General features: G+C 66.0%; 22 protein-coding genes and 1 riboswitch. Of the genes, 11 read left to right on the top strand and 11 right to left on the bottom strand.

Features of this window, described 5'->3' with window-relative positions; genetic code table 11:
* Positions 1-126 precede the first annotated feature (126 nt).
* The 3 genes from VGV58_RS19760 to VGV58_RS19750 are packed head-to-tail and all read left to right on the top strand — an operon-like array spanning position 127 to position 2,067.
* The gene (locus tag VGV58_RS19760) at positions 127-540 is read left to right on the top strand and encodes an MbcA/ParS/Xre antitoxin family protein (RefSeq protein WP_326875732.1); all 414 of its coding nucleotides are present in this window, start codon (positions 127-129) and stop codon (positions 538-540) included.
* Positions 537-1,247, top strand: a complete 711-nt coding sequence (locus VGV58_RS19755; protein ID WP_326875731.1) for an RES family NAD+ phosphorylase — start codon at positions 537-539, stop codon at positions 1,245-1,247. Before VGV58_RS19760 ends, VGV58_RS19755 begins: the two co-directional genes overlap by 4 nt.
* 19 nt (positions 1,248-1,266) lie before the next feature.
* Positions 1,267-2,067: an endonuclease/exonuclease/phosphatase family protein gene (locus VGV58_RS19750; protein ID WP_326875730.1), complete on the top strand. Its 801-nt coding sequence runs from the start codon at positions 1,267-1,269 to the stop codon at positions 2,065-2,067.
* Between the two features lie 56 nt (positions 2,068-2,123).
* Here the strand turns inward: VGV58_RS19750 and VGV58_RS19745 are convergent, their stop codons facing one another.
* Complete coding sequence (locus tag VGV58_RS19745) at positions 2,124-2,558, bottom strand: 6,7-dimethyl-8-ribityllumazine synthase (RefSeq protein ID WP_326875729.1); 435 nt, start codon at positions 2,556-2,558, stop codon at positions 2,124-2,126.
* 76 nt (positions 2,559-2,634) lie between these two features.
* Positions 2,635-2,779: riboswitch (FMN riboswitch) on the bottom strand.
* Positions 2,780-3,000: 221 nt separating this feature from the next.
* On the opposite strand from VGV58_RS19745, the gene VGV58_RS19740 reads away from it, so the two are divergent.
* Complete coding sequence (locus VGV58_RS19740) at positions 3,001-3,531, top strand: dihydrofolate reductase family protein (RefSeq protein ID WP_326875728.1); 531 nt, start codon at positions 3,001-3,003, stop codon at positions 3,529-3,531.
* A 203-nt stretch (positions 3,532-3,734) separates the two neighbouring features.
* Here VGV58_RS19740 and VGV58_RS19735 read toward each other — a convergent pair whose 3' ends face one another.
* Entirely contained in the window at positions 3,735-4,673 is a 939-nt protein-coding gene (locus VGV58_RS19735) for an AraC family transcriptional regulator (RefSeq protein ID WP_326875727.1), read from the bottom strand.
* A gap of 340 nt (positions 4,674-5,013) precedes the next feature.
* Between VGV58_RS19735 and VGV58_RS19730 the strand changes: the two genes are divergently transcribed.
* Both VGV58_RS19730 and VGV58_RS19725 read left to right on the top strand, forming a co-directional pair.
* Positions 5,014-5,859: a VOC family protein gene (locus VGV58_RS19730; protein ID WP_326875726.1), complete on the top strand. Its 846-nt coding sequence runs from the start codon at positions 5,014-5,016 to the stop codon at positions 5,857-5,859.
* Positions 5,860-5,876: 17 nt separating this feature from the next.
* Complete coding sequence (locus VGV58_RS19725; protein WP_326875725.1) at positions 5,877-6,299, top strand: putative quinol monooxygenase; 423 nt, start codon at positions 5,877-5,879, stop codon at positions 6,297-6,299.
* Positions 6,300-6,449: 150 nt separating this feature from the next.
* On the opposite strand, the gene pncB is transcribed toward VGV58_RS19725, so the two are convergent.
* From pncB to VGV58_RS19705, 4 genes are all read right to left on the bottom strand, one after another.
* A complete protein-coding gene (pncB, locus tag VGV58_RS19720) occupies positions 6,450-7,754 on the bottom strand; it encodes a nicotinate phosphoribosyltransferase (protein WP_326875724.1) in 1,305 nt (434 codons plus the stop codon).
* A 201-nt stretch (positions 7,755-7,955) separates the two neighbouring features.
* Positions 7,956-9,395 (bottom strand): pyruvate kinase, encoded by a 1,440-nt coding sequence (gene pyk / locus VGV58_RS19715; protein WP_326875723.1) that lies wholly within the window; start codon positions 9,393-9,395, stop codon positions 7,956-7,958.
* Positions 9,396-9,487: 92 nt separating this feature from the next.
* Positions 9,488-9,922, bottom strand: a complete 435-nt coding sequence (locus tag VGV58_RS19710; protein ID WP_326875722.1) for a DUF1036 domain-containing protein — start codon at positions 9,920-9,922, stop codon at positions 9,488-9,490.
* 8 nt (positions 9,923-9,930) lie between these two features.
* The gene (locus tag VGV58_RS19705; protein ID WP_414644026.1) at positions 9,931-11,238 is read right to left on the bottom strand and encodes a glycerate kinase type-2 family protein; all 1,308 of its coding nucleotides are present in this window, start codon (positions 11,236-11,238) and stop codon (positions 9,931-9,933) included.
* A gap of 235 nt (positions 11,239-11,473) precedes the next feature.
* Between VGV58_RS19705 and VGV58_RS19700 the strand changes: the two genes are divergently transcribed.
* Together VGV58_RS19700 and VGV58_RS19695 are read left to right on the top strand one after the other, a co-directional pair.
* A complete protein-coding gene (locus VGV58_RS19700; RefSeq protein ID WP_414644046.1) occupies positions 11,474-12,259 on the top strand; it encodes an N-formylglutamate amidohydrolase in 786 nt (261 codons plus the stop codon).
* Between the two features lie 79 nt (positions 12,260-12,338).
* Positions 12,339-12,581, top strand: a complete 243-nt coding sequence (locus tag VGV58_RS19695; protein ID WP_152011935.1) for a DUF2312 domain-containing protein — start codon at positions 12,339-12,341, stop codon at positions 12,579-12,581.
* 137 nt (positions 12,582-12,718) lie between these two features.
* On the opposite strand, the gene VGV58_RS19690 is transcribed toward VGV58_RS19695, so the two are convergent.
* Complete coding sequence (locus tag VGV58_RS19690) at positions 12,719-13,021, bottom strand: hypothetical protein (RefSeq protein ID WP_326875719.1); 303 nt, start codon at positions 13,019-13,021, stop codon at positions 12,719-12,721.
* Between the two features lie 145 nt (positions 13,022-13,166).
* The gene (gene pcaQ, locus VGV58_RS19685) at positions 13,167-14,132 is read right to left on the bottom strand and encodes a pca operon transcription factor PcaQ (protein ID WP_326875718.1); all 966 of its coding nucleotides are present in this window, start codon (positions 14,130-14,132) and stop codon (positions 13,167-13,169) included.
* Positions 14,133-14,303: 171 nt separating this feature from the next.
* Between pcaQ and pcaF the strand changes: the two genes are divergently transcribed.
* Genes pcaF through VGV58_RS19670 form a run of 3 tightly spaced genes read left to right on the top strand, consistent with a single transcriptional unit; the run spans position 14,304 to position 16,931 of the window.
* Positions 14,304-15,512 carry a 3-oxoadipyl-CoA thiolase gene (gene pcaF / locus VGV58_RS19680; protein ID WP_326875717.1) on the top strand — a complete coding sequence of 403 codons (1,209 nt, stop codon included), beginning with the start codon at positions 14,304-14,306 and terminating at the stop codon, positions 15,510-15,512.
* Positions 15,513-15,558: 46 nt separating this feature from the next.
* Positions 15,559-16,269: a CoA transferase subunit A gene (locus VGV58_RS19675; protein ID WP_326875716.1), complete on the top strand. Its 711-nt coding sequence runs from the start codon at positions 15,559-15,561 to the stop codon at positions 16,267-16,269.
* Complete coding sequence (locus VGV58_RS19670) at positions 16,269-16,931, top strand: 3-oxoacid CoA-transferase subunit B (protein WP_326875715.1); 663 nt, start codon at positions 16,269-16,271, stop codon at positions 16,929-16,931. The genes VGV58_RS19675 and VGV58_RS19670 overlap by 1 nt, the downstream gene beginning before the upstream one ends.
* A gap of 112 nt (positions 16,932-17,043) precedes the next feature.
* On the opposite strand, the gene VGV58_RS19665 is transcribed toward VGV58_RS19670, so the two are convergent.
* The 3 genes from VGV58_RS19665 to VGV58_RS19655 all read right to left on the bottom strand — a co-directional run bounded on the left by VGV58_RS19665 (position 17,044) and on the right by VGV58_RS19655 (position 20,958).
* The gene (locus tag VGV58_RS19665; RefSeq protein WP_091836415.1) at positions 17,044-18,477 is read right to left on the bottom strand and encodes an NAD(P)(+) transhydrogenase (Re/Si-specific) subunit beta; all 1,434 of its coding nucleotides are present in this window, start codon (positions 18,475-18,477) and stop codon (positions 17,044-17,046) included.
* Positions 18,478-18,487: 10 nt separating this feature from the next.
* Positions 18,488-20,062, bottom strand: a complete 1,575-nt coding sequence (locus VGV58_RS19660) for a Re/Si-specific NAD(P)(+) transhydrogenase subunit alpha (protein ID WP_326875714.1) — start codon at positions 20,060-20,062, stop codon at positions 18,488-18,490.
* Positions 20,063-20,370: 308 nt separating this feature from the next.
* The gene (locus tag VGV58_RS19655) at positions 20,371-20,958 is read right to left on the bottom strand and encodes a nitroreductase family protein (protein WP_326875713.1); all 588 of its coding nucleotides are present in this window, start codon (positions 20,956-20,958) and stop codon (positions 20,371-20,373) included.
* Positions 20,959-21,076 lie beyond the last annotated feature (118 nt).

The raw sequence follows: 21,076 nt of genomic DNA, 5'->3' as shown, positions 1-21,076 counted from the left end.
TCCAGTAGCGCCTTCTCGGCCTGAGATCCTCGGATTTCCGCTTCGCTCCGCCCGAGAATGACGCATGCACCTACTCTTGCCATTTGGCAGCATTTTACTTATCTTCTGCCAAATGGAGATTATCCGATGAGCCAGCTCTCGCCGGTTCCGACCTCGCCCGATGCCTTTTCGCCCGCTGTGATCACCGAAACGGAGGCAGCGGCGATGTTCCGCGCGTCGGTGAACCTGTTCCGGCTCTGGGGCCTGACCGACGACGAGGCCGCCGTGCTGCTCGACCAGCCGGTGCGCAGCTATCGGCGCTGGAAGGCGGGCGAGATCGGCCGCATCGACCGCGATGCCAAAGCGCGGCTCTCCAATCTGATGGGCATCCACAAGGCGTTGCGCCTGATCTTCCGCGAACCGCAGCGCGGCTATGCCTGGATCAAGGCGGGCAACGAGGCCTTCGCCGGCAGGTCGGCGCTGGAGGTCATGCTCGGCGGCGAGCTCACCGATCTGATGCGTGTGCGGCGCTATCTCGATGCGGAGCGCGGGCTCTGGTGAGCACGGGCGAGTTTCCGATCGCACTGGTCGCTTGGCCTGGTGCGGTCCGTATCATCCGCAGCGCCTTCCCGCCGATCGACCTGTTCGAGGACATCGCCGACCCCGCCGACTGGCCGTTGCTGATCCTGGCGGAGATGAAGACCAATCCGCGCCTGATGGAGACGATCGGCAATCTCGACCTGGTGCCACCGTCGCGCCGCGTCTCCGGGGTTGGCGCAAGCTGGCTGATGGCGCCCTTCACCCATATCAGCCGCGATCGGCCGAGCCGGTTCAGCGATGGCAGCTACGGCGTGCTCTATGTCGCCGAGGGCTTCGAGACGGCGCTGTTCGAGACGATCCATCACCATGGTCGCTTCATGGCGCGGACCAAGGAAGCACCCGGCTGGACCTCGCAGTTCCGCGAGCTGGTGCTGTCGATCGACGCCAGCCTGCACGATCTGCGCGGCGAGCGGGCGGGGGAGAGCGCGCTGCTGCGGCCGGACGACTATGCCGAAAGCCAGGCGCTGGGCTTGAGGCTGCGTGCCGCCGGCTCGGATGGCGTCGCCTATCCGAGCGTGCGTCGGCCAGGCGGGGAGTGCGCCGGCCTGTTCTGGCCCGATCTTGCCGGCAATCCCGTGCAGGGCCGACATCTCGACTATCACTGGAACGGCGAGCGGGTCGATCTCTACCGCGAGGCCGGGACCGGCAAGGTGTTCCGGATCGGCTAGGCTGGCGAGGGCTACCGCATTGCGCATCATCTGCCTGAATGGCTGGGGCGGGACGCTGCACGAGGCGGTCCGCGCCTATCTCGCCCGGGAAGCGCCGGATGTCCTCTGCCTCCAGGAGGTCGTCCATACGCCGGCGACGTCGAAGGAGTGGCTGGACTATCGCGACGGAGACCATGTTCTGCCGCAGCGAGCCAACTTCTTCCGCGATGTGTCGGAGGCGCTGCCGGAGCATGTCGCGATCTTCTGCCCGGCGGCACAGGGCATTCTCTGGGATGGCGAGGAGACCGTGCCCTCGCAATGGGGACTCGCGACCTTCGTCCACCGCCGGTTTCCCATCATCGGTCAGATGCAGGGCTTCGTGCACAAGGGCTTTTCTCCCGACGGTTATGGCGAGCATCCGCGCTCACGCAGCGCTCATGTCATCCGGCTCCATGATTTCGACCGCGGCTGGTCGATCACCATCGCGCATATGCACGGGTTGAGAGATCTAAACGGCAAGATCGACACGCCGGAACGTCTCGAGCAGGCGCGTCGCTTGGTCGGCTTGGTCCAGGCGGTGGCGGAACCGGGAGATCGCCTCGTCGTCTGCGGCGATTTCAATGTCGAGCCCGGCAGCCAGACCTTCGGGATTCTGGCCGGCCTGGATTTGGAGGACCTCGTCGTCGGCCGCGGCCACACTGATACACGGACGTCCCATTACAAGAAGCCCGGCCGCTATGCCGACTACATGCTGGTGAACGAGGCTGTCGAGGTTCTCGCCTTCGAGGTCGTCCAGCAGCCCGAGGTTTCCGATCACAGGCCGCTGCTGCTCGAGGTCTAGCGACCTTCGAGGCTGCCTCCCGATCGCGCGGGAGGCAGCCTCGTGCGTTGGCGCGGTCAGGCCGCGAGGCGGGCGCGGGTGCGCACGATCATCAGAGCCGCCTCCGCCGCTTCCCGGCCCTTGGTCACGAAATGCGCCCTGAAGATTTCGGCGTGATGCGCGCCCTCCCGGTAATGGTGCGGAGTCAGCGAGACCGAGAGCACCGGCACGCCCGTATCGAGCCCGGCTCGCATCAATCCGTCGACAACGGCCTGCGCGACGAACTCGTGGCGGTAGATGCCGCCGTCCACGACCAGGGCTGCGGCGGCAACGGCGGCGTAGCGACCGGTCGCGGCGAGGTCGCGCGCGAGCAGCGGCATCTCGAATGCTCCCGGCACGTCGAACACATCGACCTGAGCGGGAGGGATGACCTCGAGGAAACCCTTGAGGGCCTGGTCGACGATATCGGCATGCCAGGCGGCTTTGATGAAGGCAAAACGGGCGAGTGTCACAGTGATCTCCTTTCGCGACAGACACGTCACCCAAGGCGATCACGGCCGCGCGCCGCGCCGGAAAGCGCGGACGACGGCACGTTCTCTTTCATCCGGACTGTGACCGTCGGCTCAGGCATCGCACCTGATCTGCTGACCCTTCCTCGCGAAAGGCGCTCGCGGGCTCACGGCCGAGGCCGCATACCGCCGGTGGGGAGTTTCGCCCCGCCCTGAGAACGCGACGACGATAGCCGACCTGCACGGCGCGGCAAGGAACAGCCGCCATGCGCTGGAAGCGGGTGCGGCGCTGCGAAAGCAGTCTCTGCGCGAGTGAGGCTTGAATTCGCCGTGGCCTGGGCCTTCGCTGCTGTCATCCTGGTGCCGCCAACCATGCAAGGGTCATATCAAAGCTCACTGCGGCTCGAGCTGTTCCTAAAGACCTGGGGGCGGAGGTTGTTGCGACGTGGCCAAGCTCATCTTCGGAATGAACCTGTCCCTCGACGGCTATGTCGATCACGAGGCCTTCGCGCCCGATGCCGTGCTCTTCCGCCATTGGATTGAGCATGTGCAGGGCCTGGCGGGCAGCGTCTATGGTCGTCGCATGTACGAGATCATGCGCTATTGGGACGAGGACCATCCCGAATGGACTGCGGATCATCGCGACTTCGCGGCGGCATGGCGGCGCCTGCCGAAATGGGTGGTGTCGCGCTCGCTGGCGTCGGTCGGACCCAACGCAACGCTTATCGCGGATGACCTGGCGACGGCGATCCGCAGGCTGAAGGATGAGCTGGCGGGCGAGATCACGGTGTCCGGGCCGAAGCTGGCGCAAAGCGTGACCGAGCTTGGTCTGATCGACGAATATCGGCTCTACTACCACCCGCATGTACTGGGCCGCGGCACGCCGTTCTTCGCAGGCTCCCGGCCGCCGCTCCGCCTCGTCGCCAGCGATCGCATTGGCGAGAGCGTGATCAGGTTGACGTATGTTCCTGCCTAGTCACACAAGCTCGCCTGCCGATGCATGCTTGTGTGGCACGCCTGCTTCGGGTCGGGAGCTGACCCCCCGTATCCTCCCTCGGGAATGTCCACTTATGGTGCAACGCAGCCGGACAGCATGAACTCGCCGGAAGCTCTGGGTCCGCGAATGATCATCCATCATCCCGAGCAATCGGGCTTGTCGAGCGCAGGACACCAACCCATTCATTCCCGAACACGCCGGCGATATTCTCCCGGAGTGACGCCGAGGCATTGGCGGAAGACCGTCGTCAAATGAGATTGACTTGAGAAGCCGCAGGCTAGCGCTATGTCGACGAGCTGCTCGTCGCTCCGGCGCAGCAGCGCGCGTGCGCGGTCGACGCGCCGCACCAGCACATAAGTATAGGGTGATATGCCGACCGTTTCCTGGAAGCGGCGAGCAAAATGATAGACGCTCATTCCAGCAATAGCGGCCAGTGACGACAGCCGCAGGTCTTGGTCGATGCCATCTTCGATATAATCGACGACGCGCGCGACGCCCCTGGCGGGGAGCTTGCCGAACGGTCCATGCCCGCTTCGCTCGCCGTGGCTCGATAGCCGCCGGAGGAACGTCTCGGCGAGGATCAACGCCCAGCTGTCGAGAAGGAGGTTTGTCGGCTCGATCAGGGAGGCCCTATGCCGAAGGCGATCCAGCTGACGGGATAGCTGGGCATCCGGCACGTCGGCGGGCATCCGCAGATGATCATGGGTGAGCTCCCTGCCGAACAGCGAAGCGCTGACCATGCCCATCAGATCGAAAGGAAGGTGGAACTGCACGAAGCTCACGGGCTGCTCGAAGCGCCATTGCGCGCCCTCGAACGGCAACATCGACACCAGGCCCGACGGTGCGGCGTCACGCCAGGCCGTGGCAGGGCTCGTTCGCAGTGAAGCGCTGACGAATGTCGGGTCGCCCTCCTGCGGCGAATCCTCGATGGTCGAGAACCAGTAGCTCATCTTGAGCGACGTCGCCGTAGCGGCACCGATCGTGCGGACCGGTGCGATCAGATGGTCGCTCCAGTAACGCGGCACATGTGGGGAATGGATCGACCTATAGGGCGCGAGGCCGGTGCCTCCATCATCGCCTGTCTGGCCGTCGATCCCCTTCCAGGCGTCTTCGAATTTCAACGCCTGTGCTCCAGGCTGCCGTGACGCATTTCGCGGCCCGAAACTACACCATCCGCAGAATGTCAGAAAGGCCGAGCCAGGACGGCTCCGCCTACGCTGCCGGCCACCGATGCGTTGCCGGAACGACCGGCGGGATCCGGGAAATCCGGTCCCCATCGGAGCGCTCGGCGCGGCAAAAGAGCAAGATTCTGTAATACGCGTCAGCCGCGGTGCCGTAGGCGTCTGAAGTCAAGGTTCGCACCGTTCGGCGCGGGGAGTTGCAGCGCGATGCAGTGGCGAGAGCGCATGGCCGCTCTCAGAACGGCAATCGAGCACCCGTGCAAGGCCAGGGAGAGGGACGATGGAAAATCATGGACAGCTTCCAGGGGGGCTGGATCGCCGGGACGCGCTGAAAACCGCGGGTACGGTGCTGGCAGCATCGGTCACCGGAGTGGCCGCGCCAGCCGCCGCGCAGGGACAGCGCGCAGCATCGGCCAGGTCTGGCGAGCGATCGATCGGCCAGCGGCTGCAAGGCGTTCAACATTTCGGCCTCACGGTCCAGAACATGGAGCGTGCCTTCACCTTCTATACGGAGGTGCTGGGTGGAACCGAGGTGATGCGCGATGGCGATTTCCAGGGCGAGCGGATCCACAATACACTGCTGACCGGCCAGGAAATCGAAGCCCGCGCACGCGGCGTCAACCCACGCACGATGGGTATTCCCGACCTTCGCGGCGGTGCGCAGCGGCTCGACGTGCGCTTCGTCCAGTTCGACAATGTCGTGATCGAGCTCCTGCAATATCGCGATGCCGACCAGCCGATGGGCGGGCCACGGGCATTCGCCGAGCCGCTCGACCACATGAGCCCGGCATTCCCGCGGATGATGCATATCTGCTTTCACATCCGCGACGATGTCGATTTCAACCAGTTCATCGCCGACCTCGAGGCGGAATCAGGCCGGCGCGACATGACGAACGTCCGCGCGAACCGCATCGTGACCGTGGCGAACGAGGCCGAGCGTCGCGCGGCCCCGCTCGATACCAATTCCAACGGCATCACCGAAGGCAAGTCGGACGGGTGGCGCTTGATCTACTGCACCGGCCCGGAAGGCGAGCAGCTCGAGTTCGTGCAGGCTCTGGGGCCGGTCAAGCAGGTCTTCGACAGCGCGCTCGAGGCGAGGCGCAAGCTGGTCCTGTCATCGCGTTGAGCGCAAGGAGGTCGGTAATGCCCCGCAAATTCCCGCTCCGCGCCGTGTCGGCGGCATTGGCTACGGCCGCGCTTTCCGGAGGCGCGATCGCCCGAGACGCCGACGGCGTGCGTTATTCCGATATTCCCGCCGACGCTTATGCCGTCGTGGCCCAGGTTCGCGCCAAGCCGGGGAAGGAAGACGCCCTGCGTGCGATCACGCTACCGCTCGTGGCGCAGGTGCGCGCCGAGTCGAACAACCTGCTCTACTTCCTCCAGGAGAGCCGGGAGGCCCCCGGGCATTTCATCTTTACCGAGATTTTCGCCAGTCAGGCCGATTTCGAGGCACATAATCAAACCCCGCATGTTCAGTCCTGGTTCGCGCGCCTGCCAGAACTCGCCGATGGCGGGGTCACCGTGATCCGCATGAACATCCTCGGGAACACGGTCTCGGAGCGCTGACGAAAAGTGGCTTGAGGGCCTGCTCACCCTTTGGGAACGTCAGCTTTCAGGCAGGCCCCGATGTCCGGAAATGGCGCGACGGAGCCCTGATCATTTTGATCCTGCCTGAATGATCGACTTGGGTCGAAAGCAGAGGCGCAGAAGCCCGCCTCAAACCCTCACCGCCTTCGCCTTCCGGTCCGCCCCGCCGAACACCCGTAGATACCTCGCGATCTCGGCCGGATCGCCGGTCGCCTTGTTCGGGTTGTCGGAGAGTTTTACCGCCGGACGGCCATTGGCGCTGACGACCTTGCAGACCAGCGAGATCGGGTCGAGATCGGGGGTGCCGACTGGCGAGCAGCCGACGAAGTCGTTGGTCAGGTTGGTGCCCCAGCCGAAGCTGGTGCGGACCCGCCCGTGGAAATGATGGTAGGACTGCTCGATCGAGTCGATGTCCATGCCGTCGGAGAAGACGATCAGCTTGCTCTTGGGATCGCGGCCCTGGGCTTGCCACCAGGCGATGATCTGCTCGCCGGCCTCGATCGGCGGGGCGCTGTCGGGGCGGAAGCCCGTCCAGTCGGCGAGCCAGGCGGGCGCATCGCGCAGGAAGGCGGTGGTGCCGAAGGCGTCGGGCAGCACGATCAGGAGGTTGCCGCCATAGACCTGGCGCCATTCGTCGAGCACGCGATAGGGCGCGCGCTTCAGTTCCTCGTCGCTGTCGGCGAGTGCGGCGAGCACCATCGGCAGTTCATGGGCGTTGGTGCCGATCGCCTCGAGATCGTTCTCCATGGCGAGCAGGACGTTGGACGTGCCGGTGAAGGTCGGCCCCAGGCCCTCCTTCAGCGCCTCGACGCACCAGCGCTGCCAGAGATGGCCATGGCGGCGGCGGGTGCCGAAATCGGAGATGCGCAGGTCGGGCAGCTTCTTCAGCCGCTCGACCTTGTCCCAGAGCTTCGACTTGGCGCGGGCATAGAGCACGTCGAGGGCGAAGCGATCCCAGGTCTTGAGCGCCTGGCGCGAGCGCAGTTCGTTGACGATGGCGAGGGCCGGGATCTCCCACATCATCGAGTGGGTCCAGGGGCCGGCGAAGGTCAGCTCATACTGGCCGTCGACCTTGCGCAGCTCGTATTCGGGCAAGCGGAACTCGGCGAGCCAGGCGATGAAGTCCGGCGTGAACATCTGGGTCTTGCCGTAGAAGCTGTTGCCGGCGAGCCAGATCAGCTCCTTCTTGGTGAAGCGCAGCTCACGGGCATGGTCGAGCTGGGCGCGCAGCTCGGCTTCATCGATCACGTCGGCGAGGCGGATCTGCCTGGAGCGATTGATCAGGCCGAAGGTGACCTGCACCTCCGGATGGAAGCTCCTGATCATCTGCAGCATCAGCAGCTTGTAGAAATCGGTGTCGAGCAGGCTGCGGATGATCGGGTCGAGCCGCCAGCTGTGGTTATAGGTCCGGGTGGCGATGTCGGTGAGGGCCATGGGCGTCGCTGGCTGCCGAAAGCGGGAACTCAAGCAGTAGAGCAGAGGCGGCCGCAGGGGAATGGCAAGCGGTCCGTCATGCTCGGGCTTGACCCGAGCATCTCAGGCCGGAAGAGACTCCAATCTGTGCCATGTGGTCCTGAGATTCTCGGGTCTGCGCTTCGCTTCGCCCGAGAATGACGCCTCCGGCATAAGGTAGGCTCACGCCTGCTCGACATGCTCCTTCGCGACGAAGGCGATGCGGACCATGTTGGTCGCGCCCGGCGTGCCGAACGGAACGCCGGCGACGACGATGAGCCGGTCGCCTTCCTTGGCGAAGCCCTCGCGCACTGCGAACTTGCAGGCGCGGAAGGCCATGTCGTCGATGTCGCTGGCGTCCTTGGTCACGACCGAATGCACGCCCCAGACGAGGGTGAGCCGGCGCGCGGTGGCGGCGTTCGGCGTCAGCGCGACTACGGTAGAATTCGGCCGTTCGCGGGCGATGCGGAAGGCGGTCGAGCCCGAGGAGGTCCAGGCGGCGATCGCCTTGAGATTGAGCGCGTCGGCGATCTCGTGCGAAGCCTTGGCGATGGCGTCGGCACCGGTCGCTTCAGGCTCGGCCTTCTGCGATTCGAGGATGGAGCGGTAGACGGAGTCGCTCTCAACTTCCTCGGCGATGCGGTTCATCATCGCGACCGCTTCGATCGGGTATTGGCCGGCGGCGCTCTCGGCCGAGAGCATGACGGCGTCGGCGCCCTCGAACACGGCGGTCGCGACGTCGGAGACCTCGGCGCGGGTCGGGACCGGGGCAGTGATCATGCTCTCCAGCATCTGCGTCGCGACGACGACAGGCTTGCCCATGCGGCGGGCCATGCGGGTGATGCGCTTCTGGGTGCCGGGCACCTTTTCGAGCGGCATCTCGACGCCGAGATCGCCGCGCGCCACCATGATCGCGTCGGAGGCCTCGATGATCTCCTGCAGGCGCAGCACTGCCTGCGGCTTCTCGATCTTGGCGAGGGCAAGCGCCCGGCCCTGGACGATCTTGCGGAGTTCCGCCATGTCCTCCGGCCGCTGCACGAAGGAGAGGGCGATCCAGTCGACGCCGGCCTCGGCCGCGGCCTCGGCGTCGGAGCGATCCTTGTCGGTCATGGCCGAGACCGGGATCGTGGTGTCGGGCAGGCTGACGCCCTTGCGCGAGGAGAGACGGCCGCCGATGACGACCTTGGTCACCGCCTGCTTCGGCGAGGCCTTCTCGACGACCAGCCGGATCTTGCCGTCGTCGAGGATGAGGTGATGGCCGGGCTCCAGCGCCGTGAGGATCTCGGGATGCGGCAGGTGCACGCGCTTGACGGTGCCGGGCGCCGGGTCGGCGTCGAGGATGAAGCGGGCATCCTTCTCCAGCATCACGCCGCCATCGCCGCCGAACTGGCCGACGCGCAGCTTCGGCCCCTGCAGGTCGGCAAGGATGCCGACCGGGCGGCGGAACTGCTTCTCCAGCCCGCGCAGCATCGCGATCCTGGCCGGTAGATCCTCGCGCTGGGTGTGGCTCATATTGATGCGGAAGACGTCGACGCCGGCCTTGAACAGGGCGGCGCACATCTCCGAGGTGGACGAGGCCGGCCCCAGCGTGGCGATGATCTTGATCCGCCGTTCCCGCCTCATCACGTCACTCCCCCTTAAAGAAACCATCTGGGCCCGCTTCCGGCAGGCCTCGCCGATTCAAACGATTAGGGCAAGCGATTTGCTGCGCCGCATCACGGGCGCGGCGCGGTGCCGGCCGTATCGGTGAGCTGGATCGTCCAGCCCTTCTGCTCGCCCGTGTCGACCTCGAAGAAGCCGGAGCGCTCATAGCCGCGCGCCAGGCAGTCCTCGATGCCGCGGATGGTGAATTCCTTGTTGCGCGTGCACATGACGGATTTGCCGGTCCACTCGCCGCCTTTGTCGTAGTCGACGGCGTGGACGTAGTAGAAGCGCGCAGCGAGCGTGCCGCGCAGCAGGGTCTCGCAGGCGCGCGGAGCCAGGTTCCACCAGCCTTCGGTGACCCAGCCTTGCGCATCGCGATAGCCGAGCGCAATGCCGACGCGGCTGCCGGTCGTGTTGCACATGCGCAAGTCCGCAAGCGCCGGACCGACGCCGGCCATGAACAGCCCGGCGGCAAGCGCTGGAAGGAGAAATCGGCTTCGGCTCATGGCCCGTTTCATGGGTCGATCAGAATCACGCGGCAGTCGTTGACATTGGTCAGGGTCGGGCCGGTCTGCAACAGGTCGCCGAGAGCCGAGAAGAAACCGGTCGAGTCGTTCTGGGCCAGCGATTGGGCGGGATCGAGGCCGAGAGCGCGGGCGCGCGCCAGCGTCGTCTCGTCGATGACCGCGCCGGCCGGGTCGGTCGCCTCGCCGCCGCCGCCATCAGTGCCGTCGGTGTCGCCGGAGAGCGCGACGATGCCGGGCTCGCCAGCGAGCGCGATCGCCAGCGCCAGCGCGAATTCCTGGTTCGGCCCACCGCGGCCATTGCCGGCGATGGTGACGGTGAGCTCGCCGCCGGAGATCAGCGCGGCGCGGCGGCCGGCAGCCTTGAGTTCCTTCGCGCGGGCGGCCTGGGCGGCGGCGACGTCGCGTGCCTCGCCTTCGAGATCGGGGCCGAGATCGATCGGCTCGTAACCGGCCTCGGCGGCGGTCTTCACCGCCGCGGCGATGGCATCGGCCGGGCGGGCGACGATGCGGTATTCGCTGCCGGCGAAGGCGGGATCGCCGGGCTTGGGCGTCTCGCTGGCGTCGTCGGCGAGCAGGGCCTGCGCCGCCGGTGGCAGCGTCAGCCCGTAACGGGCGACGATGGCGCGGGCGTCGGCCATGCTGCTCGGATCGGGCACGGTCGGCCCGGAGGCGATCGCGGCGGGATCGTCATGCGGCACGTCGGAGACGGCGAGGGTGAGCAGCTTGCCCGGCGCCGCGGCGAGCGCGAGCCGGCCGCCCTTGATGCGCGAGAGCCGCTTGCGGACGATGTTCATCTCGCCGATCGGCGCGCCGGAGCGCAGCAGCGCCTTGTTGACCGCCTGCTTCTCGGCGAGCGCAAGCGTGCCGGCGGGCGCGACCCAGTTGGCCGAGCCGCCGCCGGAGAGCAGCACCAGGACGAGATCGTCGGCGGTGGCGGAGGCAGCGAGTTCGAGCGCCCGCGTCGCGCTGGCGATGCTGCCCTCGTCGGGCACGGGATGGCCGGCGGCCAGCATCGGGATGTGGCGGGTCTGCGCCTCGTAGCCATGGCGCGCCACGGCATGGCCGAGGAAGCGGTCGGGCGAGAGCTTCAGCGTGTCGAGATAATGGGCTTCGGCGAGCAGGGTCATGCTGCCCGCAGCCTTGCCGGCAGCGAGGAGGATCAGGCGCCCGTCAGGCGGCGGGGGAGGCAGATGCGCGGCGAGCCAGCTGCGCGGATGGGCCCTGTCCACGGCAGTGTCGAAAATCCGGCGGGCGATACGGTGCCGCTCCGCGATTGCGTCCTGCCGCTGCTCCAAGCGCCTTCCCCGTGCGAATCTGCTGGTGGCAATCGACTTTCGTCTTAGCCTCTTATCGGCCTGTTACTAGAGCATGTCCCGGAAAAGTGGATACTGCATTTGGGATCAGGACATGTTCCAGGACGTCGCGGCAGCGTGGATTCTTGCCACTCTGCCGTTCCGGGCGAGGCGAAAGCGCGCTATGTCGCGCCGGCGCGGGTGCAGCTCGCGATGTGACGGATGGTCCGAGGTCATGATGCGTGCGGACGAGGGCTTGCAGGGCGGTGCTTCGGTTCGCCAGCCCGGCGATGTCGAGATCATTGCGGGGGATCCGGCGACGGGCATCCTGCTGCTTTGCGACCATGCGACCAATGCGATCCCGCCCGAACTGAACCTGCTCGGCCTGCCGCCGCAGCAGCTCGAGCGCCACATCGCCTATGATATCGGTGCGGCCGAGATGACGCGGGCGATGGCGCAGGCGCTCGGCGCGCCCGCCGTGCTCAGCAATTTCTCGCGCCTGCTGATCGATCCCAATCGCGGCCGCGACGATCCGACCCTGGTGATGCGGATTTCCGACGGCGCGATCGTGCCGGGCAATGCCCGCATCGACGAGGCTGGCATCGCCGAACGGGTCGCGCGCTATTACGCGCCTTACGATGCAGCCATCGACGCCGCTGTCGAGGCGGCGCTCGCTGCCGGGCATCCGCCGGCGATCGTTTCGCTGCATTCCTTCACGCCGTTCTGGAAGGGCGTGCCGCGGCCCTGGCATGCCGGCGTGCTCTGGGACAGGGAAGGGCGCCTCGCGCAGGCGCTGATCGCGGCGCTGCAGGCGGAGGGCGACCTGATCGTCGGCGACAACGAGCCCTATAATGGTGGGCTGCCGGGCGACACGATCGACCGCCATGCGACGCGTCGCGGCCTGCTCGACGCGCTGATCGAGATCAGGCAGGACCTGATCGGCGAACCGCATGCGGCCCGCGCCTGGGGTCTCAGGCTGGTCAGATTGCTGCCGGGAGCGCTGGCTGCGGCGCGAGAGATGTGAACACAGAGCCGTTCTTGCTTGACCTCGCCGCCCATCCTTGCGAACCCCTGCGGCCGAATTCCGAAGAAGGGTTTTGAGAATGGACGATCCGGTTGCAGGCGATCAGCTCAAGAGCATCGTGCAGCGCATCGAGCGCCTTGAGGAAGAGAAGAAGACGATCTCCGACGATATCAAGGAGGTCTATTCCGAGGCCAAGGCCAATGGCTATGACGTCAAGGTGCTGCGCAAGGTGATCGCGCTGCGCAAGCGCGACCTGGATGAGCGCAAGGAGGAAGAGGCGATCCTCGACCTCTATCTGCAGGCGGTCGGCGAGAGCGCCTGAGATAGGTGCTGTACAGGGACCCATAACCTGCGCATCGCCCATAGGCCGGCACTGGTCGGCTTCACATGAGAGCTTTCAGAACCCAGCCGCCTCGCGGCTGGGTTCTGCTTTTTGGGGCGCACCCTATCGGTATGGCGTCAGAGCGGCTCGTCCGAAACGATCTGCATGATCTTCCGGGTTTTCGCGTCGACCATGGCGATGATCTTGCCGTCGAAGATCAGCATCCCGTAGGCGCGCGGATAGCTTTCGCCATCGACGCCGATGATGTGCATCGATCGGGGGATGTAGTCGCCGACGGCCGGCCTTGCCGCCGGCAACGCGATGAGGCTAGCGGCACGGGCTGGCGATGGGAGGATCGCCGTCGTGGAGATCGTCAGTCCCAGGACGATAATCGACAGAGCGGTCGACATGATGATGGCAGCGCTTGCTGATGCAGACATGGATCCCTCGCTTGCGTCTTGTGAAGCCGGGCATGGGAGAGAGTGACGCCGAGCGCCTGCCACCAGCAATTAGCTATGCGGGTAGACGGATAGCGCGATCGTATAGGGTCTCTGGCGATTTCCAGGCCTGATGCTGGCCTCGAGGCTATAACCGCAGTGTGGGCCGGGCTTCCACGCGCCAGCTGGCGGCGATCTCCCTCAGCGCCGTGATGAAGATCTGGGCCGACAGGGACAGCACGGCATCGGCGCGCGTCGTCAGGCCGACCGGACCCAGCGTGTCTTCCGTATGGGCCGGCAGCAGGGCGAGTTGGCCCCGGGCGGCATCCTCGGTGACCACACCTTCGGAAATGAACCAGATCGCATCGGTCTGCCTGAGATAGCCGCGGGCAAAGGAGTCCGAGACGGTCTCGATCACGCCCGAGCGCGGCTGGATCGAATGGGCGATCATGTAGCGCTCGACCGTCGAGCTGATGACGGAGCCCGGCGGCGGCATCAGCAGCTGATATTGTGCGATCGCGGCAGGGGCGAAGTCGCCCGCGTGCAGCAGGGGATGCTCCGGCCGGACGACCAGCCCGATCCGCTCTGAATAGAGATGCTCGAAGGTGAAGCCCGTCATCGTCTCCGGCGCGGCCATGCGGCCGATGACGAGATCGACGTCGCCGAGCCGGAGCTGCGCCATCAGCACGTCGTTCGCCCCGGTCACGACCCGCGGCCTCAGGCGCTCATAGCGCTGCGTCACATGGGCGATGGCGGCCGGCAGGATCCGGGCCGATGCCGTCGGCAGCGCCCCGACGGTGAAGGCATGCTCCGGCGACATCTCGTCGCCGCCGACCATCCGCATGCCCTGCTTCAGCGCCGTGACGCTGGCGCTGGCATAGCGCAGGAAGATCTCGCCAGCGCCGGTGAGCAGCATGGTGCGGCGGTTGGGCTCGAACAGCACTACGCCCAGCAGCTCTTCGAGCTCCTGCACGGTCTTGGAGATCGCGGGCTGGCTGACATGGAGCACCGAAGCCGCCTTGACGACGCTCTTCAGCCGCGCGACCTCGATGAAGCAACGGAGATGGCGAAACTTGATGCGCCGATCCATGGTCGACAGGAGCGGCTCGGCCATAGTTCGATAACCTCACGCTTATTATCTCGGGCAGTGATTTCATTTAACATAAGAGTTTCGCTGCTGCATATTCCCCTGCAAGCAGGCGCCGGCAGTCCGGACGAAAGACAATTTGCATCTGTCGCGTCCGGCGGCGCATGACATCCGAGGAAACAACAAGGGTTGCCCCGCATGAGCGAAGCCTTCATCTGCGCCTATGTCCGCACGCCGATCGGCCGTTTTGGCGGCTCCCTGTCTTCGGTGCGGGCGGATGATCTCGGCGCCGTGCCGCTGAAGGCCTTGGTCGAGCGCAATCCGGGCGTCGATTTCGGCGCTGTCGACGATGTGATCTTCGGCTGCGCCAACCAGGCGGGCGAGGACAACCGCAACGTCGCGCGCATGTCGCTGCTGCTGGCCGGCCTGCCGAAGGAGGTGCCCGGCACGACGATGAACCGGCTCTGCGGCTCGGGCATGGATGCGGTGATCGCCGCCGCCCGCGCGATCAAGGCCGGCGAGGCCGAACTGATGATTGCCGGCGGCGTCGAGAGCATGTCGCGCGCGCCCTTCGTCCTGCCGAAGGCCGACAGCGCCTTCTCGCGCCATGCCGAGATCCACGACACCACTATCGGCTGGCGCTTCATCAATCCGCTGATGAAGGCGCAATACGGCGTCGATTCCATGCCGGAGACCGGCGAGAACGTCGCGGCCGACTGCAAGATCAGCCGTGCCGACCAGGACGCCTTTGCGCTGCGCTCGCAGCTCAAGGCTGTCGCGGCCCAGCAGAACGGACGGCTCGGCAAGGAGATCGTTCCGGTCGTCATCCCGCAGCGCAAGGGCGAACCCGTCCGCGTCGAGAGCGATGAGCACCCGCGCGGCGACACCACGCTGGAGAAGCTCGCCAAGCTGCCGACGCCCTTCAGGAAGGAAGGCGGCACGGTCACCGCCGGCAACGCCTCAGGCGTCAATGACGGCGCCGCGGCGCTGATTGTCGCCTCCGAGAAGGCGGCGGCGAAATACGGCCTGACCCCGCTGGCGCGTGTCCTTGGCGGCGCCACCGGCGGCGTCGCGCCGCGCGTCATGGGTCTCGGGCCTGTCCCGGCCACGCGCAAGCTCTGCGAACGGCTGGGCATCAAGCCGACGGACTTCGACATCGTCGAGCTCAACGAGGCTTTCGCCAGCCAGGGCATCGCCGTGCTGCGCGAGCTCGGCATCGCCGAAGACGGCGCCCATGTTAACCCGAACGGTGGGGCGATCGCGCTCGGCCATCCGCTCGGCATGTCGGGCGCCCGCATCGCCGGCACCGCCGCACTGGAGCTGTCGCTCACTGGCAAGCGCCGCGCGCTCGCCACCATGTGCATCGGTGTCGGCCAGGGCATCGCCATCGGACTCGAACGCGCCTGACGGCAAGCCGCCCAAGGCGATCCAAGGACAACGGGAGTGAAACTGAATGACGCAGAAGGTCTATGACAGCCCGGCGGCGGCCCTGGAGGGGCTGCTGTTCGACGGGATGACGATCATGTCCGGCGGTTTCGGCCTGTCGGGCAACCCGGAGAGCCTGATCCCGCAGATCCGCGATGCCGGCGTGAAGAACCTCACCGTGATCTCGAACAATGCCGGCGCCGACGGCTTCGGCCTGTGGATGCTGCTGCAGACCCGGCAGATCAAGAAGATGATCGCGTCCTATGTCGGCGAGAACAAGCTGTTCGAGCAGCAATATCTCTCCGGCGAGCTCGAACTGGAGCTCAACCCGCAGGGCACGCTGGCCGAGCGTATCCGCGCCGGCGGCGCCGGCATCCCCGCCTTCTACACCCGTACCGGCGTCGGCACGGTGGTGGCCGAGGGCAAGCCGGTCGAGGAGTTCGAGGGCCAGCTTTACGTTCGCGAGACCTGGCTCCGCGCCGATCTCGCCATCGTCAAGGCCTGGAAGGCCGACACGGCCGGCAACCTCGTCTATCGGCGCACCGCGCGCAACTTCAACCCGAACATGGCGACCGCCGGCAAGGTCACCGTCGCCGAGGTCGAGGAGATCGTGCCGGTCGGTTCGCTCGATCCCGAGGCGATCCATACGCCCGGCATCTATGTCGACCGCCTGATCAAGAGCACGATCAACGAGAAGAAGATCGAGAAGCTCACCGAGCGCAAGAGGGAGACCGCCTGATGGCCTGGACCCGTGAACAGGTGGCCGCCCGCGCCGCCAAGGAGCTGCAGGACGGCTTCTACGTCAATCTCGGCATCGGCATCCCGACGCTGGTGGCGAATTACATCCCCGAGGGCGTCGACGTAACGCTGCAATCCGAGAACGGCCTGCTCGGCATCGGTCCCTTCCCCTATGAGGGCGAGGCCGACCCCGACCTGATCAATGCCGGCAAGCAGACGATCACGATCCTGCCGAGCTCGAGCTTCTTCTCCTCGGCCGACTCGTTCGCGATGATCCGTGGCGGCCATATCGACCTGACCATCCTCGGCGCCATGGAAGTCGCGGCCAATGGCGACATCGCCAACTGGACCATTCCCGGCAAGATGGTGAAGGGCATGGGCGGCGCGATGGATCTCGTCGCCGGCGTCAAGAAGGTGATCGTGGTGATGGATCACGCCAACAAGGCGGGCGAATCCAAGGTGCTGGAGCGCTGCTCGCTGCCGCTGACCGGCGCGGGCGTGGTCGACCTGATCATTACCGATCTCTGCGTCATGGCCTGCGACAAGGCCAAGGGCGGCGGACTGACCCTGATCGAGCTGGCGCCTGACGTGACGCTCGACGAGGTCAAGGCCAAGACGGCTGCGCCCTTTACGGTTGCGCCGGAGCTGGCGAAAGCCGCCTGAACCAGCGCCTTCGCAAAAAAAAACAGCCCACCCGGCGATGTCGCTGGGCGGGCTTTTCTGTTTCTGCCAGTCGCTCGTGCAGCCCGGTGCCCGGGCTGCACGGCCTGTGCGATCAGGCGATTTTGGGCAGCAGTTCGTCGAGGCTCTTCTTGGCGTCGCCGTAGAACATCCGCGTGTTCTCCTTGTAGAAGAGCGGGTTCTCGATGCCGGAATAGCCCGTGCCCTGGCCGCGTTTGGAGACGAAGACCTGCTTCGCCTTCCAGACCTCGAGCACCGGCATGCCGGCGATCGGCGAGTTCGGGTCCTCCTGCGCCGCCGGATTGACGATGTCGTTCGAGCCGATGACGATCGCGACGTCCGTATTCGGGAAGTCCTCGTTGATCTCGTCCATCTCCAGCACGATGTCGTAGGGCACCTTCGCCTCGGCGAGCAGCACGTTCATATGGCCCGGCAGGCGCCCGGCCACCGGGTGGATGGCGAAGCGCACCTCCTTGCCGGCGGCGCGCAGTTTGCGGGTCAGCTCCGAGACCGATTGCTGCGCCTGCGCCACCGCCATGCCGTAGCCCGGCACGATGATGACGCTGTCGGCGTCGTTCAGCGCGGTGGCGACGCCGTCGACATCGATCGCGATCTGCTCGCCCTCGATCGCCTGCGCCGGTCCGGTGGTGTTGCCGAAGCCGCCGAGGATGACCGAGATGAAGGAGCGGTTCATCGCCTTGCACATGATGTAGCTGAGGATCGCGCCCGACGAGCCGACCAGCGCGCCGACGACGATCAAGAGATCGTTGCCGAGCGTGAAGCCGATCGCAGCCGCGGCCCAGCCCGAATAGCTGTTCAGCATCGAGACCACGACCGGCATGTCGGCGCCGCCGATGCCCATGATCAGGTGGTAGCCGATGAAGAAGGCGAGCAGCGTCATCAGGAAGAGGGCCCAGAAGCCCGCTCCCTGCACGTAGAGGATCAGCAGCAGCAGCGAGAGCGCTGCGGCGCCGGCGTTCAGCATATGGCCGCCGGGCAGCTTCTTGGCCTTGCCGTCGACCTTTCCGGCGAGCTTGCCGAAGGCGATGATCGAGCCGGTGAAGGTGACCGCGCCGATGAAGACGCCGAGGAAGACCTCGACCTTCAGGATCGAGATCTCGACCCCGGTCTTGTGCGCGAGCACGCCGGCAAAGCCGGTCAGCGCCTCGCGGGCCACCGCATCGAGCTTCATCACCGAGGCGAGCTCGATATGGGCGTTGAAGCCGATCAGGACCGCTGCGAGGCCGACGAAGGAGTGCAGCGCCGCGACCAGCTGCGGCATTTCCGTCATCTGGACCTTCATCGCCACCTGCCAGCCGATGGCGGCCGCGATGGCGAACATGACGATGACGAGCCAGAGCTTGCCGCTGCCGGGGCCGAAGACCGTGGCGATGACGGCGAGCGCCATGCCGACGATGCCGTACCAGACCGCACGCTTGGCGCTTTCCTGGTTCGAGAGGCCACCGAGGGAGAGGATGAACAGGATGGCGGCGGAGATGTAAGCCGCAGAAACGATACCGATGCTCACTGCGGCCCCCTCAGGACTTCTGGAACATGGCGAGCATCCGGCGCGTGACCAGGAAGCCGCCGACGATGTTGATGGAGGCGATCAGCACCGAGATCATCGCCAGGAAGGTGACGAGCCAGCTGGACGAGCCGATCTGCAGCAAGGCACCGAGCACGATGATGCCGGAGATCGCGTTGGTGACGGCCATCAGCGGCGTATGCAGCGAATGCGAGACGTTCCAGATCACCTGGAAGCCGACGAAGCAGGCGAGGGCGAAGACGATGAAGTGACTCATGAAGCTCACCGGCGCATAGGCGCCGACGATCAGCATCAGCACGGTGCCGACGCCGAGCAGCATCAGTTGAGACTGGGTCTGCGCCTTGAAGGCGGCCGCTTCCTTCGCCCGCTTCTCCTCGGGCGTCAGCTCCTTGGCCTTCTCCTTCGGCTTCTGGGCCGCGATCGCGGCGACCTTGGGCGGCGGCGGCGGGAAGGTGATGGCGCCCTCGAAGGTCACCGTCGCGCCGCGGATGACGTCGTCCTCCATGTTGTGGACGGGCTTGCCGTCCTTGGCCGGCGTCAGGTCCGTCATCATGTGGCGGATATTGGTGGCGTAGAGCGTCGAGGACTGGGCCGCCATCCGGCTCGGGAAGTCGGTGTAGCCGACGATCGTGACCCCGTTCGGGGTGACGATCTTCTCGTCCGGCTTGGTCAGCTCGCAATTGCCGCCGCGTTCGGCGGCGAGGTCGACGATGACCGAGCCGGGCTTCATCGCCTCAACCATGTCCTTGGTCCACAGCACCGGCGCATCGCGGCCGGGGATCAGCGCCGTGGTGATGACGATGTCGATCTGCGGGGCGAGCTCGCGGAACCTCTTGAGCTGGGCCTCGCGGAACTCGGGGCTCGACGGCGCGGCATAGCCGCCGGTCGCGGCGCCGTCCTGCTGCTGGCCCTTGAAGTCGAGGAAGACGAACTCGGCGCCCATCGATTCGATCTGCTCGGCCACTTCCGGGCGGACGTCGAAGGCGTAGGTGATGGCGCCGAGCGAGGTCGCGGTACCGATCGCAGCAAGGCCGGCGACGCCGGCACCGACCACCAGCACCTTGGCGGGGGGCACCTTGCCGGCAGCGGTGATCTGGCCGGTGAAGAAGCGGCCGAAATTGTTGCCGGCCTCGATCACGGCGCGATAGCCGGCGATGTTGGCCATGGACGAGAGCGCGTCCATCTTCTGGGCGCGCGAGATGCGCGGCACCATGTCCATGGCGATGACGTTGGCGTCCTTGCCCTTGCAGAGCTCGAGGAGCTCCTTGTTCTGCGCGGGATAGAAGAACGAGATCAGCGTCTTGCCGGCCTTGAGGCGCTCGACTTCCGCGGTCTCGGGCGGACGTACCTTGGCGATGATGTCGGCTTCGTCCCAGAGCGCGGCGGCCGTCTCGACGACTGTCACGCCGGCCGCCCGGTAGGCGTCATCGGTGAAGCCGGCGGCGAGGCCCGCTCCGGTCTCGATGAGGCAGTCATAGCCGAGTTTCTGCAGCTGCTGCGCACTGTCGGGGGTCATGGCGACACGCGCCTCACCCGCGAAGAGTTCCTTAGGCGAACCGATCTTCACTACGCTCCCCCTCCTGCTGTGAGCCCGGCCGTTCAGCCTAGCGAGCAACTGCGAAACCTGCAGACATTTCCCTATGGCATCCGACAGGAGCGGCGTCTTTGCAAGCGCCGAGGCGCGCGCTGGACGGCTCGAGCCGCCCGGCTGGCGGCCTTGAAACCAATGTTGGGGAGCTCAATCCCGGCAGGAACAGCCCATTTCAGCGGGAATCAGTGTGCATTGCACAAAAAAACGCCGCCTGGGGGTGCTCCCCCGGCGGCGCTTTATTCTTCACTGTGTTGCTTCAGGCAATCAGCCTGAGCCGCGTCCGGTCAACGATGGGTGCGGAAGCGGAGCTCATCGTCGATGAAGGTCTTCTCCGCAAAGCCCGCCTCATTGGAACCGAAGGGCATCTGCGCGGTGAGCTTCCAGGACGCGGGGATGTTCCAGGTCTTGGCGACCTCGGCGTCGACGAGCGGATGGTAGTGCTGGAGGCTCGCGCCGATACCGACATCGGCAAGCGCGGTCCACACTGCCAGCTGCGCCATGCCGGTGGAATGCTCCGACCAGACCGGGAAGTTGTGCGCATAGAGCGGGAAATTGGCCTGGAGCGCCTTCACTGGCTCCTGATCCTCGTAGAACAGCACGGTCCCGGCGCCGCTGGCGAAGCCTTCGATCTTCTTGGCTGTCCCGGCGAAATCGGCCGCCGGCACGATCGCCTGAAGGGCTTCCTTGGCGATGCTCCAGAACTTGTCGCTCTCCCGGCCGAAGAGAATCACGGCGCGCGAGCTCTGCGAATTGAAGCTGGAGGGGGAGAGGCGGATCGCTTCCCTGATCAGGGCATCGACCTGCGTTTCGGAGATCGGCAGGTTCTTGCCGAGGGCATATTGCGTGCGGCGCTTCTTGAGCTTGTCGAGCATGGCTTCCTCATCTGTGAACGCGTGTGACGCCGGCAGGCCGATGAAACGGGGGCTGTTTGTCTCGGAGCGCGCCTCGGGGCGGCCTTCCTGCGAAAGCGGGATTTGATGAGGGAGAGGT

Source organism: Allobosea sp., assembly GCF_035944895.1.
Lineage (GTDB): Bacteria > Pseudomonadota > Alphaproteobacteria > Rhizobiales > Beijerinckiaceae > Allobosea.
This window is presented reverse-complemented; position numbering and strand designations above follow the sequence as displayed.

Coding starts and splice junctions, on each gene's coding strand:
- VGV58_RS19760 (WP_326875732.1), top strand. CDS start 127: ATGAGCCAGCTCTCGCCGGTTCCGACCTCGCCCGATGCCTTTTCGCCC.
- VGV58_RS19730 (WP_326875726.1), top strand. CDS start 5,014: ATGGAAAATCATGGACAGCTTCCAGGGGGGCTGGATCGCCGGGACGCG.
- VGV58_RS19725 (WP_326875725.1), top strand. CDS start 5,877: ATGCCCCGCAAATTCCCGCTCCGCGCCGTGTCGGCGGCATTGGCTACG.
- pncB (WP_326875724.1), bottom strand. CDS start 7,754: ATGGCCCTCACCGACATCGCCACCCGGACCTATAACCACAGCTGGCGG.
- pyk (WP_326875723.1), bottom strand. CDS start 9,395: ATGAGGCGGGAACGGCGGATCAAGATCATCGCCACGCTGGGGCCGGCC.
- VGV58_RS19710 (WP_326875722.1), bottom strand. CDS start 9,922: ATGAGCCGAAGCCGATTTCTCCTTCCAGCGCTTGCCGCCGGGCTGTTC.
- VGV58_RS19700 (WP_414644046.1), top strand. CDS start 11,474: ATGCGTGCGGACGAGGGCTTGCAGGGCGGTGCTTCGGTTCGCCAGCCC.
- VGV58_RS19695 (WP_152011935.1), top strand. CDS start 12,339: ATGGACGATCCGGTTGCAGGCGATCAGCTCAAGAGCATCGTGCAGCGC.
- VGV58_RS19690 (WP_326875719.1), bottom strand. CDS start 13,021: ATGTCTGCATCAGCAAGCGCTGCCATCATCATGTCGACCGCTCTGTCG.
- pcaQ (WP_326875718.1), bottom strand. CDS start 14,132: ATGGCCGAGCCGCTCCTGTCGACCATGGATCGGCGCATCAAGTTTCGC.
- pcaF (WP_326875717.1), top strand. CDS start 14,304: ATGAGCGAAGCCTTCATCTGCGCCTATGTCCGCACGCCGATCGGCCGT.
- VGV58_RS19675 (WP_326875716.1), top strand. CDS start 15,559: ATGACGCAGAAGGTCTATGACAGCCCGGCGGCGGCCCTGGAGGGGCTG.
- VGV58_RS19670 (WP_326875715.1), top strand. CDS start 16,269: ATGGCCTGGACCCGTGAACAGGTGGCCGCCCGCGCCGCCAAGGAGCTG.
- VGV58_RS19655 (WP_326875713.1), bottom strand. CDS start 20,958: ATGCTCGACAAGCTCAAGAAGCGCCGCACGCAATATGCCCTCGGCAAG.